Source organism: Streptomyces sp. RKAG293 (assembly GCF_023701745.1).
Lineage (GTDB): Bacteria > Actinomycetota > Actinomycetes > Streptomycetales > Streptomycetaceae > Actinacidiphila.
Window position 1 is genome coordinate 4,407,912 of sequence record NZ_JAJOZB010000001.1, and the last position, 16,838, is coordinate 4,424,749.

At 71.1% G+C, this 16,838-nt stretch carries 15 protein-coding genes and 1 tRNA gene; 9 read left to right on the forward strand and 7 right to left on the reverse strand.

The window, feature by feature from the left end; all coding sequences use genetic code 11:
* The first annotated feature begins 225 nt into the window (after positions 1–225).
* Positions 226–2,481 carry a transglycosylase domain-containing protein gene (locus LNW72_RS19405; RefSeq protein ID WP_250976562.1) on the forward strand — a complete coding sequence of 752 codons (2,256 nt, stop codon included), beginning with the start codon at positions 226–228 and terminating at the stop codon, positions 2,479–2,481.
* Between the two features lie 105 nt (positions 2,482–2,586).
* Here LNW72_RS19405 and LNW72_RS19410 read toward each other — a convergent pair whose 3' ends face one another.
* Positions 2,587–3,054 (reverse strand): GatB/YqeY domain-containing protein, encoded by a 468-nt coding sequence (locus LNW72_RS19410; RefSeq protein ID WP_138358708.1) that lies wholly within the window; start codon positions 3,052–3,054, stop codon positions 2,587–2,589.
* A 252-nt stretch (positions 3,055–3,306) separates the two neighbouring features.
* On the opposite strand from LNW72_RS19410, the gene LNW72_RS19415 reads away from it, so the two are divergent.
* From LNW72_RS19415 to LNW72_RS19445, 7 genes are all read left to right on the forward strand, one after another.
* Positions 3,307–4,302 carry a hypothetical protein gene (locus tag LNW72_RS19415; protein ID WP_250976563.1) on the forward strand — a complete coding sequence of 332 codons (996 nt, stop codon included), beginning with the start codon at positions 3,307–3,309 and terminating at the stop codon, positions 4,300–4,302.
* Positions 4,299–5,129 carry an alpha-L-glutamate ligase gene (locus LNW72_RS19420; protein ID WP_308401983.1) on the forward strand — a complete coding sequence of 277 codons (831 nt, stop codon included), beginning with the start codon at positions 4,299–4,301 and terminating at the stop codon, positions 5,127–5,129. The genes LNW72_RS19415 and LNW72_RS19420 overlap by 4 nt, the downstream gene beginning before the upstream one ends.
* A 118-nt stretch (positions 5,130–5,247) precedes the next feature.
* Positions 5,248–6,198: a metallophosphoesterase gene (locus LNW72_RS19425; RefSeq protein WP_250976564.1), complete on the forward strand. Its 951-nt coding sequence runs from the start codon at positions 5,248–5,250 to the stop codon at positions 6,196–6,198.
* 4 nt (positions 6,199–6,202) lie between these two features.
* Positions 6,203–6,895, forward strand: coding sequence for a Pr6Pr family membrane protein (locus LNW72_RS19430; protein WP_250976565.1), 693 nt, complete (start codon positions 6,203–6,205; stop codon positions 6,893–6,895).
* A 12-nt stretch (positions 6,896–6,907) separates the two neighbouring features.
* A tRNA-Pro gene (locus LNW72_RS19435) sits at positions 6,908–6,981 on the forward strand.
* A gap of 149 nt (positions 6,982–7,130) precedes the next feature.
* Complete coding sequence (locus LNW72_RS19440) at positions 7,131–7,973, forward strand: class I SAM-dependent methyltransferase (RefSeq protein ID WP_374117292.1); 843 nt, start codon at positions 7,131–7,133, stop codon at positions 7,971–7,973.
* Positions 7,974–8,016: 43 nt separating this feature from the next.
* Entirely contained in the window at positions 8,017–8,328 is a 312-nt protein-coding gene (locus LNW72_RS19445) for a DUF6191 domain-containing protein (protein ID WP_250976566.1), read from the forward strand.
* Between the two features lie 2 nt (positions 8,329–8,330).
* Here the strand turns inward: LNW72_RS19445 and LNW72_RS19450 are convergent, their stop codons facing one another.
* Positions 8,331–9,245, reverse strand: a complete 915-nt coding sequence (locus tag LNW72_RS19450; protein WP_250976567.1) for a class I SAM-dependent methyltransferase — start codon at positions 9,243–9,245, stop codon at positions 8,331–8,333.
* A 54-nt stretch (positions 9,246–9,299) separates the two neighbouring features.
* Between LNW72_RS19450 and LNW72_RS19455 the strand changes: the two genes are divergently transcribed.
* Positions 9,300–11,084: a prolyl oligopeptidase family serine peptidase gene (locus LNW72_RS19455; protein WP_250976568.1), complete on the forward strand. Its 1,785-nt coding sequence runs from the start codon at positions 9,300–9,302 to the stop codon at positions 11,082–11,084.
* Positions 11,085–11,097: 13 nt separating this feature from the next.
* Here the strand turns inward: LNW72_RS19455 and LNW72_RS19460 are convergent, their stop codons facing one another.
* The 5 genes from LNW72_RS19460 to LNW72_RS19480 all read right to left on the reverse strand — a co-directional run bounded on the left by LNW72_RS19460 (position 11,098) and on the right by LNW72_RS19480 (position 16,719).
* Positions 11,098–12,000 (reverse strand): SURF1 family protein, encoded by a 903-nt coding sequence (locus LNW72_RS19460; RefSeq protein ID WP_250976569.1) that lies wholly within the window; start codon positions 11,998–12,000, stop codon positions 11,098–11,100.
* A gap of 148 nt (positions 12,001–12,148) precedes the next feature.
* Positions 12,149–13,159: a hypothetical protein gene (locus LNW72_RS19465; RefSeq protein WP_250976570.1), complete on the reverse strand. Its 1,011-nt coding sequence runs from the start codon at positions 13,157–13,159 to the stop codon at positions 12,149–12,151.
* A gap of 272 nt (positions 13,160–13,431) precedes the next feature.
* The gene (locus LNW72_RS19470) at positions 13,432–14,109 is read right to left on the reverse strand and encodes a SigE family RNA polymerase sigma factor (RefSeq protein WP_374117293.1); all 678 of its coding nucleotides are present in this window, start codon (positions 14,107–14,109) and stop codon (positions 13,432–13,434) included.
* Between the two features lie 277 nt (positions 14,110–14,386).
* Entirely contained in the window at positions 14,387–15,448 is a 1,062-nt protein-coding gene (locus LNW72_RS19475) for an aspartate-semialdehyde dehydrogenase (protein WP_250976571.1), read from the reverse strand.
* On the reverse strand, positions 15,445–16,719 hold the full coding sequence (locus LNW72_RS19480) for an aspartate kinase (protein ID WP_138359457.1): 1,275 nt from the start codon (positions 16,717–16,719) through the stop codon (positions 15,445–15,447). The genes LNW72_RS19475 and LNW72_RS19480 overlap by 4 nt, the downstream gene beginning before the upstream one ends.
* Positions 16,720–16,838: the final 119 nt, after the last annotated feature.

Genomic DNA, 16,838 nt, shown 5'->3' on the forward strand with positions numbered 1-16,838 from the left:
CCCAACGGAGTGAGCGGCACCCATTTCGGACTTATGGGGCAGAGCGGTCACTGCGCCTGGCATATCGCCCAAGTCACCCGGCATATGACAGGAATTCGGGCAGTTCTCATCACCCACAAGAGTGACGATGGAGGGCAGGCGCACGCTCAGCGACCGCGCCTGTCCGTTACAGAGTAGGCGAACAGTTGGGCGCACGTCCGGGGAATCGCAACGTAGGCTGCCTCCATGCCTCACAAGCGATCGGGCGGGGGTCTCTCGACGGCCCAGCAGGCCGCCAAGTTCCTCGGTGTCAGTGTCCTGTCCGGAGTGGTACTGGCAGGAATCGCCCTGCCGGCCGCCGGTGCCCTCGGCCTGTCGGCGAAGGGCACCGCCTCAGGGTTCCAGGACCTCCCCGGTGAGCTGAAGCGCCCGCCGCTCAGCCAGGCCTCGAAGATCCTCGACGCCAACGGCGGACTGATCGCGACCGTCTACTCGCGCGACCGCACCGTCATCCCGATCCAGCAGATGAGCCCGAACATACTGAAGGCCATCGTCGCGATCGAGGACGCCCGCTACTTCGAGCACGGGGCGATCGACCTCAAGGGCATCCTGCGCGCGCTCAACAAGAACGCGCAGGACGGCGGCGTCTCCGAGGGCGCCTCCACCCTCACCCAGCAGTACGTGAAGAACGTCTTCATCGAGCAGGCCGGCGACGATCCGGACAAGGTCGCGCAGGCGGTCCAGCAGACCGTCGGCCGCAAGATCAAGGAAATGAAGTACGCGATCCAGGTCGAGAAGGAACTCGGCAAGCAGCAGATCCTGGAGAACTACCTCAACATCACGTTCTTCGGCGAGCAGGCCTACGGCGTCGAGGCCGCGGCCAAGCGGTACTTCAGCAAGCACGCCAAGGACCTGACCGTCGGCGAGGCCGCGATGCTGGCCGGCATCGTCCAGTCGCCCAGCCGCTTCGACCCGGTCAACGACGAGCAGGAATCGATCAAGCGCCGCAATCTCGTACTGCAGCGGATGGCCGACCTGAAGGACATCACCCAGGCCCAGGCCGACGCCACGAAGAAGCTGCCGCTCGGTCTCAAGATCAGCAAGCCGAAGAACGGCTGCATCACCGCCGTGAACGGCGCCGGCTTCTTCTGCGACTACGTCCGCAACACCTTCCTGCAGAACGCGGCCTTCGGAAAGACGAAGGAAGCCCGCGCGAAGCGCTGGCGCCAGGGCGGCCTGACGATCAAGACGACGCTGGACCCGCAGGCGCAGGCGTCGACGCAGAACGGCATCGCCAAGCACGTCTACAAGGACGACCCGGTCGCGTCGGCGGTCACGCTGGTGGAACCGGGGACGGGCAAGATCCGGGCGATGGCGCAGTCCCGGCCCTACGGCTTCGGCAAGAACGAGACGCAGATCAACCTCTCGGTCGACCGGGGCATGGGCGGCGGGGCCGGGTACCAGTCCGGCTCGACGTTCAAGGCGTTCACCGCCGCGGCCGCGCTGGAAGCGGGCTATCAGCCGAGCCAGACCTACCCCTCGCCGAACGAGATGCCGTACCCGTCGGTGAGCGGCTGCTCCGGTGCTCAGTACCCCGGCAGCGGCACCGTACCGAACGAGAGCGAGTCGGAGGTCGGCCCGTACGCCATGCCCGAGGCGCTCAAGAAGTCGGTCAACACCTACTTCGTGACGCTGGAGGCCGATGTCGGCCTCTGCCCGGTGACCCAGATGGTCAACAAGCTGGGCATCACCAAGCGGGCCGGCGGCACGGCCTTCGGGCTCGGCGCGTCCTTCACCCTCGGCGTCAACGAGATGTCCCCGCTGGACATGGCCGCCGCGTACGCCGCCTTCGCCGCCCGCGGCACCTTCTGCGCGCCGATCGCGATCGAGTCCGCCAAGGACGCGGACAACAAGGCGATCCAGGTCCCGCAGCCGCTGTGCTCCACGGCCATGTCGCAGACGACGGCGGACACCGTCAACACGATGCTCAAGGGCGTGGTCGACGACGGTACCGGCCAGGCGGCCGGCCTGACCGACCGCGACAGCGCGGGCAAGACCGGTACGACCGACGACCGCAAGGCCGCCTGGTTCGTGGGCTACACCCCGAACATGTCCGCCGCGGTGTGGATCGGTGACCCGGGCGTCAAGCCGATCAAGATGACGGGGATCACCTTCGGCGGCCAGTACTACGACAAGGTGTTCGGCGCCACCGGCCCGGCACCGATCTGGAAGGACGCCGTCAGCGGCGCCCTGGAGGGCAAGCCGGAAGAGTCGTTCAACGAGGTACCGCTGAACATCCCGGACAAGCCCGTCGGCACCCCTCCGCCCAACCCCGGCAACCCGGGCAAGCCCGGCCACACCACCGGGGCCACGACCGCCGGCACCGGCAAGCCGCCGACGAACCCGACCTTTCCCCCGTTCACCCTCCCGCCGGGCATCATCGGCGGGGTCAACGGTGGCGGGAACGGGCACTCGGGCGGTGTGACGGGCGGCAACCGCTGATCGCGGAAGTCCTGAACGCGTGAGGGGCGCCACCCGGATTTCTTCGGGTGGCGCCCCTCACACGAGCGATCACGAGCGATCCGATCACGTGCGGTACGGGTTGGATCAGCCCGCGAGCTGCTTCTTCACCTCGGCCGCGACGCGGCCGCCCTCGGCGAGACCGGCGACCTTCGGGTTCACGATCTTCATGATCGCGCCCATGGCGCGCGGGCCCTCGGCGCCGGCCGCCTTCGCCTCGGCCACGGCGGCGGTGACGATCCCGACCAGCTCCTCGTCCGACAGCTGCTTCGGCAGGTACGCGTCGAGCACCTCCCCCTCGGCCAGCTCGCGCTCGGCCGAGGCGGGCCGGTTGCCCAGGGCGAAGGCTTCGGCCGCCTCGCGGCGCTTCTTCGCCTCACCGGCGATCACCTTGAGCACCTCGTCGTCGGAGAGTTCACGGGCGGTCGTGCCCGCGACCTCCTTCTTGGTGATGGCGGTCAGCGTGAGGCGGAGCGTGGCGGAGCGAAGCTCGTCGCGGCCCTTCATGGCCGCGATGAGGTCGTCGTGCAGTCGCTGCTTGAGCGTGGTGGTCATGCCGTCGAGTCTCGCACCCGCGGGGCGGTGCTGCCGCCCATTAACGCCCGCGCGACGCAGGACGATCCCCCGGCGCCCGCCGGGCCCGAACCGTCCCGTACCGACCGGAACGGCGGCCGAAGCGTTCCGTCCAGGTCCCGGAGGTGTCCCGGACCGGTCCCGCGCGCCGGAACACCAGGCGCCCCATGGCATCCTGTTCGGTCACAGCTCTGCCGGACGGATCGGCGGACGTCCGGGGGGCAAGGGGACCAGATGAGGCTCTGTTTCCTCGTCGAGGAGCAATACCGTCACGACGGCATGCCTCTCGACGTGGTCAGGCAACTGGCCGCCTGGGGACACCAGGTGGACGTCATCCGCCCCGGCGGTTCGCTCATCCGGCTGTCCGAGTTCTCCGAACTGTCCGGGCTCTCCGAACTGTCCGGGCTCTCCGCCGCGGTGCAGTCCGGCGCACACGACGCCTGGGTACTCAAGACCGTCTCCGGCGGCCCCGGCCTGACCCTCCTCGAAGGCGCGGCGGCACTCGGCCTGACCACGGTCAACGACGCCCGCGCGATCCGGACGGTCCGCGACAAGGCGCTCACCGCGCTCGTCGCGCAGCAGCACGGCCTGCCGATGCCGGTGACGTACGCGGCGGCCAGGCCCGAACTCTTCGCGGAGGTCCCCGAGGAGCAGTTCCCGCTCGTCGTGAAGCCCGCGGCGGGCAGCTCGGGGCGCGGGGTGCGGCTGGTCCGCACGCCGGGCCAGCTGACGGGAGCCGGCGACGGCGGTGAGGCGGCCTCCGGTCCTGGTTCCGGTTCCGGTTCCGGTTCCGGTCCTGGTCCTGGCCCTGGTCCTGGTCCTGAGGACGGTGGGTTGCTCATAGCCCAGCCGTACGTGCCCAACTCCGGGACGGACCTGAAGGTGTACTGCGTCGGCGGCGAGGCGTTCGCGACCGTACGGGCCTCGCCGCTGCGCCCGGAACTCGCCGTGGACGAACGGCTCGTGCCGCTCCCCCGGGAGGTGGCGGGGCTGGCGGCCGAGATCGGCGCCGTCTTCGGCCTGGACCTGTACGGGATCGACGTGCTGCTCGGGCCGGACGGCCCGGTCGTCGTCGACGTCAACGACTTCCCGAGCTTCCGCAAGGTGCCCGACGCCGTCGCCCGGGTGGCGCGGGCCGTTCTCGACCTGGCCAGGGCGGGCGGAGCGGGCGGGCACAGCGGCCTCACCCCCCAGGCCGCGGCTTTCGTCCCCGCACAGGCCGGCACATGAACACCGCTGACACGGCTGACACGGCTGACTCCGCCGGCAGCGCTGGCACGGCTGACTTCGCTGACACTGCTGACTCCGCCGGCACCGCCGGGCAGCGGGTCTGTTTCCTGACGGACAAGCCGGACCACCCGCTGCTGGCGGCCACCGCCGCCCTGCTGGCGGACCGTCACCACGCCCACGTCGAGTTCACGGACCCGGCCGCCGTCCCGGAATCCGTCCCGGAATCCGCCCCGGACGCGCTCGCCGACGTCTATCTCCTCAAATCGCACACGCCGCGCGCGATCCGGCTCGCCCGGGCCCTGGAGCGGCGCGGCGCGCGCGTCGTCAATTCGGCCGCGTCGACGGAGCTGTGCCAGGACCGGGTCCGGATGGCGGAGACCGCGCTGGCCGCGGGCCTCCCGTTCCCCGTGACCCGGACCGTCGCACCGCTGTCGCGGATCACCGCTCCGCCGCCGTCGGGCTATCCGTTCATCGTCAAGAGCCGGGCCAACCGGCGCGGCGATGTCGTCGCCAGGGTCGACGACGCCGCCGGGCTGCGGGAACTCGCCCGCAGGTGGCCGGACGAGCTGGTCGTCGTCCAGGACTTCACGCCGGGCGACGGCTGGGACCACAAGCTCTGGGTGATCGCCGGCCAGGTCTTCGCCGGCCTGCGCCCGTCCCCCTGGGAGCCCCGAACAGCCCGGACGGCCGCAGCCCGGACGGCCCGGAAGCTGAGCCGGGGGACCAGCCCCCGTCACCCCCACCACCTCCGCCGCCCCCCGGCGCCCACGATCTGGCGCTGCAGGCGGGCAGGGTCTTCGCCCTCGACGTCTACGGCGTGGACGTGATCGCCGACCGGTCCGGGACCCCGCTCATCGTCGACATCAACGCCTTTCCCGGCTTCCGGGGCGGCGGTGGAGCGCCGCATGCTCTGGCGGCGCTCATCTCATCTGCGACGATGGACACATGCGAGCGCGATACGGAGTTCCCCTCGGCGTAACGGCAGTCGGCGCGGCGTGCGTGGCCTATGCCACCGCGATCGAACCGCAGGCCTTCCGGCTGCGACGCGTCGAGGTCCCGGTGCTGCCCGCCGGGATGCGGCCGATCCGGATCCTGCAGGTCTCCGACATCCACATGGTCACCGGCCAGAACAGGAAGCGGCGCTGGCTGCAGTCCCTGGCGGGGCTGCGCCCGGACCTCGTCGTCAACACCGGGGACAACCTCTCCGACCCGGAGGGCGTCCCCGAGGTCCTGGACGCGCTCGGCCCGCTGATGCAGTTCCCCGGCGCTTACGTCTTCGGCTCGAACGACTACTACGGGCCCAGGTTCCGCAACCCGGCCCGGTACCTCATCGAGAAGTCCCGCAGCCAGCACGGGCTCAACGGCAAGACGGACCCGGTCACCAATGTGGTCCGCAACCCGTGGGGCGATCTGCGCGACGCGTTCGACGCCGCCGGCTGGGTCGGCCTGAGCAACACCCGCGGCCACCTCAAGCTCGACGACGGCATCGAGATCGCCCTCACCGGCCTCGACGACCCGCACATCAAGCGCGACCGCTACGCGGCCGTCGCCGGCGGCCCCGACCCGGCCGCGGACCTCAGCCTCGCCATCGTGCACGCCCCGTACCTGCGGGTCCTGGACGCCTTCGCGGCCGACCGCTACCCGCTGATCCTCGCCGGCCACACCCACGGCGGCCAGCTCTGCATCCCCTTCTACGGCGCCCTCGTCACCAACTGCGACCTGGACACCAAGCGCGTGAAGGGCCTGTCCGCCCACACCTCGGGCGGCGAGCGCTCCTACCTCCACGTCTCCGCGGGCTGCGGCGCCAACCGGTACACCCCGATCCGCTTCGCCTGCCCTCCGGAGGCGACACTCCTCACGCTGACCGCCCGGAAGGCGGGCCGCCCCGTACGGTGAGGCGATGTCCGAGCCGGCGCTCCGTCGTCCCTACATCGCCCTCTGCCGCGCCCTCATCGCCGCGGCCGCCGTCACCGGCATCACCATCGAGTGCGTGCACGCCGACCCGCTGCGCGTCTTCACCTTCTTCACCATCCTGACGAACGCCGCCATCGCGATCACCTTCGCCTGGTCCGCGCACCGCGCCTGGACCGGCCGCCCGCCGCTGTCCCCGCGCATCACCGGCGCGGTCCTGCTCTGCATCGTGATCACCGGCCTCGTCTACCACCTCGTGCTGGCCAACGAGTCCAGCGGCTTCTCCGAGGCGGAGAACCTCGCCAAGCGAACCGGCGACCTGGTCCTCTCCAATCAGCTGCTGCACACCGTGACGCCCGTCACAGTCACCCTCGACTGGCTCCTCCTCACCACCCCGGCCCGCTTCCAGTGGCGCTACGCCTACCAGTGGCTCGCCCTCCCCCTCGCCTACGCCGCCTTCGCCCTCCTTCGCGGCGCCCTGATCGACCCCCCGAACCGCTACCCCTACCCCTTCCTCGACGTCGACCTGCACGGCTACCCCACCGTCCTCCGCAACGCCGCCCTCCTCGCCCTCGCCTTCTCCGCCCTCGCCCTCCTCCTCATCACCCTCGACCGCACCCGCCCCCGCCTCCCCACCCAGGAAAACCGGATTTCGTCTCCGGCTCCCCGTCCGCTAAAGTAAATCTCGTTGCACCGGGGTGTGGCGCAGCTTGGTAGCGCGCTTCGTTCGGGACGAAGAGGCCGTGGGTTCAAATCCCGCCACCCCGACTGGTGACACTGCAGTTCAGGGCCCTGATCATCATTGATGATCAGGGCCCTGACTCGTTTCCGGGGGGCGGAAAAGGGCGGGCTCTTCGGGGATCTCTCGCCTACAGTCGCTGCGGCGGGGGCAGCGGGGTTATCGCAGGGAGATTCTTGTGGGCAGGGTCGAGACGATCGCGGGAGCCATGGCGGCCGCGGTGGGGCATCTTGGGGTGCAGCGGGATCAGACGCGGTTCCGGTTGGGGCTGGTGGACGGGTGGGGGATTCCGGCCGGGGCCTCGGTGCTGGAAGTCGGGTGCGGGCAGGGGGACATGACCGCGGTGCTCGCGGACGCGGTCGGGCCCGGCGGGCGGGTGGTCGCGGTGGACATCGCGGAGCCTTCGTACGGCAGCCCGGTCACGCTGGGAGAGTCGGCGGCGTTCCTGGCGGCCGGGCCGCTCGGGTCGCGGATCGACATCCGGTTCGGCGTGGATGTCCTGGACGAGGCGACCACGTTCCCGGACGACGCTTTCGACTACGTCGTGCTGTCGCACTGCTCCTGGTACTTCGCCTCCCTCGACCAGCTGCTCAGGACGCTGACGCGCGTCCGGCCGTGGGCGCGGCGGCTGTGTTTCTCGGAGTGGGATCTGCGTCCGCGCGGTGTGGAGCAGCTGCCGCATCTGCTCGCCGTGCTCGTGCAGGGCCATGTCGAGGCGGTCGGGGCGCGGGGCGAGGGGAACGTCCGGACGCCGTTCTCGCACGAGGCGCTGCTGCGGATTCTCGCGGAGGCCGGGTGGCGGGTGGCCTCCGAGCTGGACGTGGACACGACGGGTCTGCAGGACGCCGACTGGGAGGTGGACGCCGCGCGGCGGATGGCCGGCTCCGACGAGCGGTTCGCGGAACTGTCGCCGCTGGCGCGGGAGTTCCTCATCAGCCAGCTCGACGTGCTCGGCTCCCTCGCGAAGAGCAAGGGCAACGAACCCCTGCCGTCCTACGCCCTCACCGCGGATCGCGCCTGACGGGGTCTCGCCCCCCGGGGTCCCGTGAGGGATGCTCGGGGGCATGGCCTTCATCTTCTTCATGACGCTGCCGGGGCTGGTGGTCCTGCTGACGGTCGCCGCGTTCGTCGATCAGGCGATGCTGCGGGCCGGGCGGGCCGGGATGCTGCCGTGGCGGGGGGCCGGGCGGCAGGGCCAGGTGGCGTCGACGGGGTTCGAGCTGTTGCACGCGACGCTGTCGGCGGGCAAGCAGGAGGAGCTCAAGCAGCGCAGGACGTCGCTGGCGCTGCGGGACGAGGAGGGGGACGGGGCACCGCCCCGGTCCCGGATCGATCTGGACGGCGGGACGGCCGTTCTCCGGATCCCGCCGAGCTAGCGCTAGGGCAGGTCCGGCGCGCGCGAGGCCCGCAGCGAGTACATCAGTGGCACCCGCGGAGTGCCCGCCGGATGCCGGTAGAACCCGTCGCCCCTTCCGGAGGATCCCTGACCGTTGCGTTCCAGCGTCCCGAAGCGCTGGAAGAGCGTCGCGTCGTGCTCATGCAGGAACTCCAGCCGGAGCCCGGTGGCGGCGATGGCGGTGACGACGTCGCCGAGGGTGTGTGCCCTCCCCCAACCTTCGGCCGGGAGGTGCCCCCACACACTCCGGTTGTTCACCGTCAGGGCGTCGAAGTCCGCGTAGGTGCCGGGGACTTCGTCGACCCAGGCGTCGCGGGTGAAGTAGTCGTGGGCGATGCGGGAGCCCGATTCGTCGTCGAGGGCGTCCGTCAGCGGGTGGAACTCGGCGAGGTACAGGAAGCCGCCCGGTGCGACGAGGGACGCGGCGGTCTCGGCCCAGCGGACGATGTCGGGGAGCCGGCAGAGGGCGCCGGTGCCGGTGTAGACGATGTCGTAGGCGGAGTCGGGGACGGCCTCGGCCGCGTCGTACACGTCGGCGGCGACGAAGGACGCCCGGTCGGGCGGGAGGCCCAGGTCGGCGGCCAGCTCGCGTGCGGCGTCGACGGCGGGCTCGGAGAAGTCCAGACCGACGACCCGGGAGGCGCCGCGGAGCGCCCAGGAGAGGGTGTCGAGGCCGAGGTGGCACTGCAGGTGCAGCAGCGACTTCCCGGTGACGGATCCCACCTCCGCCGCCTCGAAGGGGCGGATCACGTCCTGGCCTGCCCGGAAGCTCTCCAGGTCGTAGTACTCGCCCGCCGTGTGGATCGGCACGCTTCCCCTACCTCCGGCTGGGGAGGCCCCAACATCCCACCTGGCGCGATTCGTCTCCCGCCAGTCCGCCGGGGTCCTCGTGTACATGGGGAGTGACGATAGTCGGGGTGAAGGCGGCCGGCCATCGGGTTTGATGGAGCCATGAGTGATGTCACGGCTGCCATGCCGGAATGGGAAAAGCGGTTCCGGGCGCCTCGGGTGGGGCTGCCCGAGTGGGCGGAGGACGCGCCGCAGCGCTGCCTCTTCGTGTCGAACGCCACCGGCACGTACGAGCTGTACGCCTGGGACCGGACCACCGGCGAACGCCGCCAGGCGACGGACCGGCCGAACGGGACGACGGAGGGCACGCTGTCCCGCGACGGCGAGTGGGTGTGGTGGTTCTCGGACACCGACGGGGACGAGTTCGGGGTCTGGATGCGCCAGCCGTTCGGCGGCGGCGAGGACGAGCCGGCCACGCCGGGACTCGACGCCTCGTACCCGGCCGGGCTGGCACTCGGCGCGGACGGCACGATCGTGATCGGCCGGTCGACGGACGACGAGGGCACGTCCGTCCACGTCGTGCGCCCGGGCGCCGCACCGGTCGAGATCTACCGGCACGCGGAGTCGGCCGGGGTCGGCGACCTGTCGGAGGACGGCACGCTGCTCGTCATCGAGCACACCGAGCACGGCGACGCGATGCACGGCGCGCTGCGCGTGGTGCGGCTCGACGGCTCGACCGTCGCCGAGCTGGACGACTCCCGCGGCGGCACCGAGGAACTCGGTCTCGACTGCCTGGGCTTCGCGCCGGTGGCCGGGGACACCCGGCTGCTCGTCGGGCACCAGCGCGCCGGGCGCTGGCTGCCGATGGTGTGGGACGTGACGACCGGCGAGGAGACCGCGCTGGCGATCGACCTGCCGGGCGATGTCTCCGCCGAGTGGTATCCGGACGGTTCCGCGCTGCTCGTCGTGCACTCCTACCAGGCGCGCAGCGAGATGTTCCGCTACGACCTGGCCGCCGGCGTGCTGCTCCGGCTGGAGACCCCGCAGGGGACGGTGAGCAACGCCACCGCGCGCCCCGACGGGTCCGTGGAGTACCTGTGGTCGTCGGCGCAGCTGCCGCCGGTCGTGCGGTCCACAACGGGCGGGATCGTGCTGGAGGCGCCGGGTCTCAAGGCTCCGGACTCCGTTCCGGTCGAGGACGTGTGGGTGGACGGCCCCGGCGGGCCGGTGCACGCCCTCGTGCAGAAGCCCGAGGGCGACGGGCCCTTCCCGACGGTCTTCGAGGTGCACGGCGGCCCCGCCTGGCACGACTCCGACGCCTTCGCGGCCGGTCCTGCGGCCTGGGTCGACCACGGCTTCGCCGTCGTACGGCTCAACTACCGCGGCTCCACCGGCTACGGGCGCGAGTGGACGGACGCGCTCAAGCACCGCGTCGGGCTGATCGAGCTGGAGGACGTCGCGGCGGTCCGCGAGTGGGCCGTCGGCTCGGGGCTGGCCGACCCGGCGAAGCTGGTGCTCTCCGGCGGCTCGTGGGGCGGCTATCTGACGCTGCTGGGGCTCGGTACGCAGCCCACCGCCTGGACGGCGGGGCTCGCGGCGGTCCCGGTGGCCGACTACGTCGCCTCGTACACCGACGAGATGGAGGCACTGAAGTCGCTGGACCGCACGCTCTTCGGCGGCTCGCCCGCCGAGGTTCCTGAGCGGTACGAGGCCTCGTCGCCGATCACGTACGTCGAGCGGGTGACCGCGCCGGTGTACGTCTCGGCGGGCATGAACGACCCGCGGTGCCCGATCCGGCAGATCGACAACTACGTCGAGCGGCTGGTGTCGCTGGGGAAGGTGCACGAGGTGTACCGGTACGACGCGGGGCACGGCTCGCTCGTCGTCGAGGAGCGGATCAAGCAGGTCCGCCTGGAGCTGGCCTTCGCGATGAAGCACGCACGGTGATCTGAAGAGGTCTTCAGTCGCCGGGCAGGGCTTCTTCCAGCTTGCCCGGCGCCGCCGCGTTCCCAGCGTTCTCAGCGTTCTCCGTGGCCGGGTCCTGGTCCTGGTCCTGGTCCGGGTCCTGGTCCTGGTCCGGGATGAGGCCCAGCGCGGTGTCCTCGCGGAGTTCCGCCTCGCGGCGGACCAGCCGGAACCACATGAAGACCACGAAGCCGGCGAAGACGAACCACTCGCCCGTGTAACCCAGGTTCTGGAAGGCCTTGAGGTCGAGCCCGGTGTTGCTGGGGGCCGCCGGGGGCACCGGCTTGAGGGGGGCGGTGGCGTCGGTGACCGTGATCCAGCCGCTGTAGACCTCGTACGGCAGCACGTTGACGAGCGACGCGGCACTGATCATCCCGAGCTGACCCTGTGGCAGTCCGCCGGCGGACTGGACGCCCTGGGTGCCGGTGTTCTCGGGGGGCTGCAGGGCGCCGGAGACGGTGACGTCGCCGGTGGGCGCCGCCGGGATGCCGGCGGGCGGCGCGGACGAGGCGTCGCCGGGCAGCCAGCCGCGGACGACGGGCAGGGCCGCCCCGCCGGCCGTACGCAGCGGGGTGAGCACGTAGTAGCCGGTGCGGTCGCCGAGGTCACGGCCGGGGACCAGGAGCTGGTGGCCGGTGTCGTAGCGGCCGGTCGCGGTGACCGTGCGGCCGGTGGTGTCCTGGGTGACCTGCGCCTTGGTGTCCGGGAGGACGGTGGCGAGCGGGACCGGGGCGGCGGACGCGGCGGCCTTCGGGGCCTGCTCGGCGACGTGGTGGCTGTTCATCCGGTCCTCGAAGCGGCTCAGCTGCCAGCTGCCCATGAAGACGCAGAACGGCACGGCGAGCACGACGAAGAGGTGGACTCCCAGCCAGCGCGGGGTCAGCAGAAACCGGTACACGCCCCAACGGTACGGGGAGAGGAGCCGGCCTACGCCACCGGGCCCGTGGCCCGGTACTCCACAACCATCCCGCGCCCGGACGCGGGCCCCGCCCCCCGCCTCACCTACTGCGGACCTACTGCGAACCTACTGCTGACCTACTGGGGACCTACTGCGGCGTGAGAGCCGTCGTCTTGTAGATCGTCCCGGCGCACGCGTCCGGAATCGTCGTGTCGGCCACGGCCGGCGCGCCCGCCTCCGGGGTGTGGCTGACCTCGACGCTCGCCGGGCTGGTCGTCGGCGGTACATCGGACGCCGCCGGGGAGTTGTCCGAGGCGCTGGTGCCGTTGTTGCCGCTGCCGGTGCTGCCACCGGTGGTCGGGGTGGGCGTCGGAGTGGGCGGCGCCGGGCAGCCGTTGGGGCCCGCGGCGTCCGGCACCCAGGCGAACCGGACCTCGTACGTGTCGCCCGGCTGGAGGACCAGCGGGGCGGCCGCCACATCGGGCAGTCCGGTGGCCGGATCGCCCGTCGTGTGGTTCAGCACCTGGATCTTCGACGCGTCGGCGCTGCCCTGCGCGATCACGGTGAGGGCGCCGCCGCCCTTGACCATGCAGCCCTTCGCGGAGACGTTCGCGACCCGGAACCAGCCGTACACGTTGCCCTTGGCGTCCGGGGCGCCCGTCCTGCTCGCGCCGCTGCCGAGCTGGGAGCGGTCACAGGCCGGGGCGGTGCGGCCGGCCGAGCCGGTGGGCGTCGGGGCGACCGTGGCGCCGTGCTCGTTGGTGGGCGTGGGGGTCGGCGACGGTGTCGCCGACGGAGCCGGCACGCTGCCCTCGCTGGTCCCGGTGTCGGCCGGACCGCCCGAGTCGTCCTGGCTGCTCTCCCCCGCGCCGCCGGTGTCCTGCCGCGGCTCGTTGGGGCTGGAGGCGCCGGCCGCGGTGGTGTCCTGCTGGTCCGCGGTGTTCGCGGCGTGCAGCAGGGCCGGCACGGCGGTACACGCCAGCAGGAACGCGGCGGCGGCGCCGGCCATGGCCTGGCGGCGGCGCGTCCGGCGGGCCGGTACGGCGTGCCGCAGGTGGTCGAGCGCGTCGGGTGCGGGCTTGAGGCCCTGGACCGCGTCCTGCATCAGCCGGCGCAGCGCCAGCTCGTCGAAGCTCGCCCCGGCTCCAGGCGGAGTCATCCCTGCCCCAGCCGGAGTCGTCCCGGCCCCGGGCGGAGTCGCCCCCGTCCCGGGCGGAGTCGTCCCTGCCCCAGCCGGAGTCGTCCCGGCCCCGGGCGGACCGCCCCTGGGCAACGTCATCCCGCCGTCAAGAGGGCCGGTTCTCGCCCCCGAGGGGCTTGATCCCGCCCCCTGAGGGCCGGTGCCGGTGGGCGCGACGTTGCGCTCGTCGTTCAGTTCTTCGGGAAGTTCGCGGTTCTCTGGATCCATGCCACGTGAGTCGTAGGGGGTGGTCATACGGTCGCCTCCATCGCGATGCGAAGCGCCGCGAGGCCACGGGAACCGTATGCCTTCACCGAGCCCAGGGAAATTCCGAGCGTTTCGGCGACCTGTGCCTCGGTCATGTCGGCAAAGTAGCGCAGCACGAGGACTTCGCGCTGACGGCGCTGGAGGGACCGCATGGCGGTCTTGAGCTGGTCGCGCTCCAGGATCTCGTAGGCGCCCTCTTCCGCACTCGCCATGTCGGGCATGGGCTTGGAGAGGAGCTTGAGGCCCAGGATGCGCCGCCGGAGCGCCGACCGGGAGAGATTGACCACCGTCTGCCGCAGGTAGGCGAGGGTCTTCTCGGGGTCGCGCACACGGCTGCGCGCGGAGTGGACGCGGATGAAGGCCTCCTGGACGACGTCCTCACAGGAGGCCGTGTCGTCCAGCAGCAGCGCGGCGAGGCCGAGCAGCGACCGGTAGTGGGCACTGTAGGTCTCGGTCAGGTGGTCGACCGTGGTGCCGACGGCCATCGTGGCGTCAGCACCCAGCTCGGACGGCACGCGCACGATCGGCCAGGGCGCTATCACGGGCATCCCGCCGGGAGTGCGTGCCCGGCCGGACGTGCGGCCGGGCGTACGCGGGCGCGGCACGCGTGTCGGAGCGCCGCCCCGCCCAAGTGCCGTCTCGATACCCAGTGCTTCTGCCACGACTGTTGGACACGCGTCCCCCCGTCAGGGTTGTACGCGCAAGGCGTCGCCTTTGCTGTGGCGTCGAATATCCCCATGCGTACCAACTCTTCCCCAATGCGCCCATTTGCCCAGGCACGAACTGCGCCTGCCCAATACCCCCCGGCATGCAGCACATTAGGGCAGTGCGCTGACACAAAGACGCTCCCCGTCTACTGCCGGTTGCAGCGGTCAGGGAGCGAATTGTCCATTGGTGAGCGACGCACTTCAAGTGGTCCAGACCAAGGAGTGGATCACATCATGTGTGCGAAGCGACGAACTCGGCCGCCACGACTTCGGCAATTTGTGCGGTGTTCAGGGCGGCGCCCTTGCGCAGGTTGTCCCCGCACACGAACAGTTCGAGCGCGTTCGGGTCGTCCATGGAGCGGCGCACCCGGCCGACCCAGGTCGGATCGGTGCCCACCACATCGGCGGGGGTCGGGAACTCGCCCTCGGCGGGATTGTCGGTCACGACGACCCCGGGAGCGCTCCGCAGGATCTCGTGCGCCTTCTCCACGGTCACCTCGTTCTCGAACCGCGCGTGCACCGACAGCGAGTGCGTCGTGATGACCGGCACCCGTACGCAGGTCGCGGTGACGCGCAGCTCCGGCAGGGCGAGGATCTTCCGGGACTCGTCCCGGACCTTGAGCTCCTCCGAGGACCAGCCGTCCTCCCGCAGCGAGCCCGCCCACGGCACCACGTTGAGCGCGAGCGGCGCCGGGAAGGGACCGAAGTCGCCGACCGTGCGCCGTACATCGCCCGGCTGGGTTCCGAGGTGGGTGCCGGCGACCTTGGACAGCTGGTCGCGCAGGGTGTCCACGCCGGACTGGCCGGCGCCGGAAGCCGCCTGGTACGAGGAGACGATCAGCTCGCTCAGCCCGAACTCGGCGTGCAGCGCGCCGATCGCCACGATCATCGACAGCGTCGTGCAGTTGGGATTGGCGATGATGCCGCGCGGGCGCATCCGCACCGCGTGCGCGTTGACCTCCGGCACCACCAGCGGGACGTCGGGGTCCATCCGGAAGGCTCCGGAGTTGTCGACGACGACCGCGCCCTTGGCGGCGGCGATCGGGGCCCACTGCGCGGACACCTCGTCCGGGACGTCGAACATCGCGACGTCGACGCCCTCGAAGGCCGCCTCGCTCAGCACGACGACCTCGGTCTCCACGCCGCGCACCACGAGGCGGCGGCCGGCCGACCGCGCGGACGCGACCAGCCGGATCTCGCCCCACACGTCCTGCCGGGTGGAGAGCAGTTCCAGCATCACCGTGCCGACCGCGCCCGTCGCACCGACGACGGCCAGGGTCGGCTTGCGGTTCATCGGCCCGTACCCCCGTAGACGACCGCTTCATCACTTTCGCTGTCGAGCCCGAACGCGGAGTGCACGGCCTGGACGGCCGGCTTCACGTCGTCGGCCCGGGTGACCACCGAGATGCGGATCTCCGACGTCGAGATCAGCTCGATGTTGACCCCGGCGTTCGACAGCGCCTCGAAGAACGTCGCCGTGACGCCCGGGTTGGTCTTCATCCCCGCGCCGACCAGCGAGATCTTGCCGATCTGGTCGTCGTAGCGCAGCGAGTCGTACCCGATGCGGTCCTGCGACCTGGTGAGCGCGTCCATCGCCTTGCGGCCCTCGGTCTTGGGGAGGGTGAAGGAGATGTCCGTGAGGCCCGTGGCCGCCGCCGACACGTTCTGGACGACCATGTCGATGTTGACCTCGGCGTCCGCGATGGCACGGAAGATCGTCGCCGCCTCGCCCGGCTTGTCCGGCACCCCGACGACCGTGATCTTGGCCTCGGACGTGTCGTGCGAAACCCCGGAGATGATCGCCTGCTCCATCGGCTTGCCTCCTAGCGGTGCTTCGTTGCTCACCCAGGTCCCCGGCAGGCCGGAGAAGGACGAGCGGACGTGGATCGGGATGTTGTAACGACGGGCGTACTCGACGCAGCGGTGCAGCAGCACCTTCGAACCGGAGCTGGCCAGTTCCAGCATGTCCTCGAAGGAGATCCAGTCCATCTTCTGGGCGCGCTTGACGACCCGCGGGTCGGCGGTGAACACCCCGTCGACGTCCGTGTAGATCTCGCACACCTCGGCGGCGAGCGCGGCGGCCAGCGCCACCGCGGTCGTGTCGGAACCGCCGCGGCCCAGCGTGGTGATGTCCTTCTTGTCCTGGGACACGCCCTGGAAACCGGCCACGATCGCGATGTTGCCCTCGTCGAGCGCGGTCCGGATACGGCCCGGCGTCACGTCGATGATCCGCGCCTTGTTGTGGACGGAGTCGGTGATGACCCCGGCCTGGCTGCCGGTGAACGACTGCGCCTCATGACCGAGGTTCTTGATCGCCATCGCCAGCAGCGCCATGGAGATCCGCTCCCCGGCGGTCAGCAGCATGTCGAACTCCCGGCCGGCGGGAATCGGCGACACCTGCTCGGCGAGATCGATCAGCTCGTCCGTCGTATCGCCCATCGCCGACACCACGACAACGACCTGATGGCCGTTCTTCTTGGTGTCGACGATTCGCCGGGCGACGCGCTTGATGCCTTCAGCATCGGCGACGGAGGAGCCTCCGTACTTCTGCACGACAAGGCCCACGTGCGCTCCTCGGGAAGGTCTGGTACTGCGGTCGGCTCAGTCTAACGAGCGGGCCGGGGCGGCCTCCGCGGTACCGGATATTGAGACAGGTGGCCCACTCGGTGGGCCACCTGCCCAGG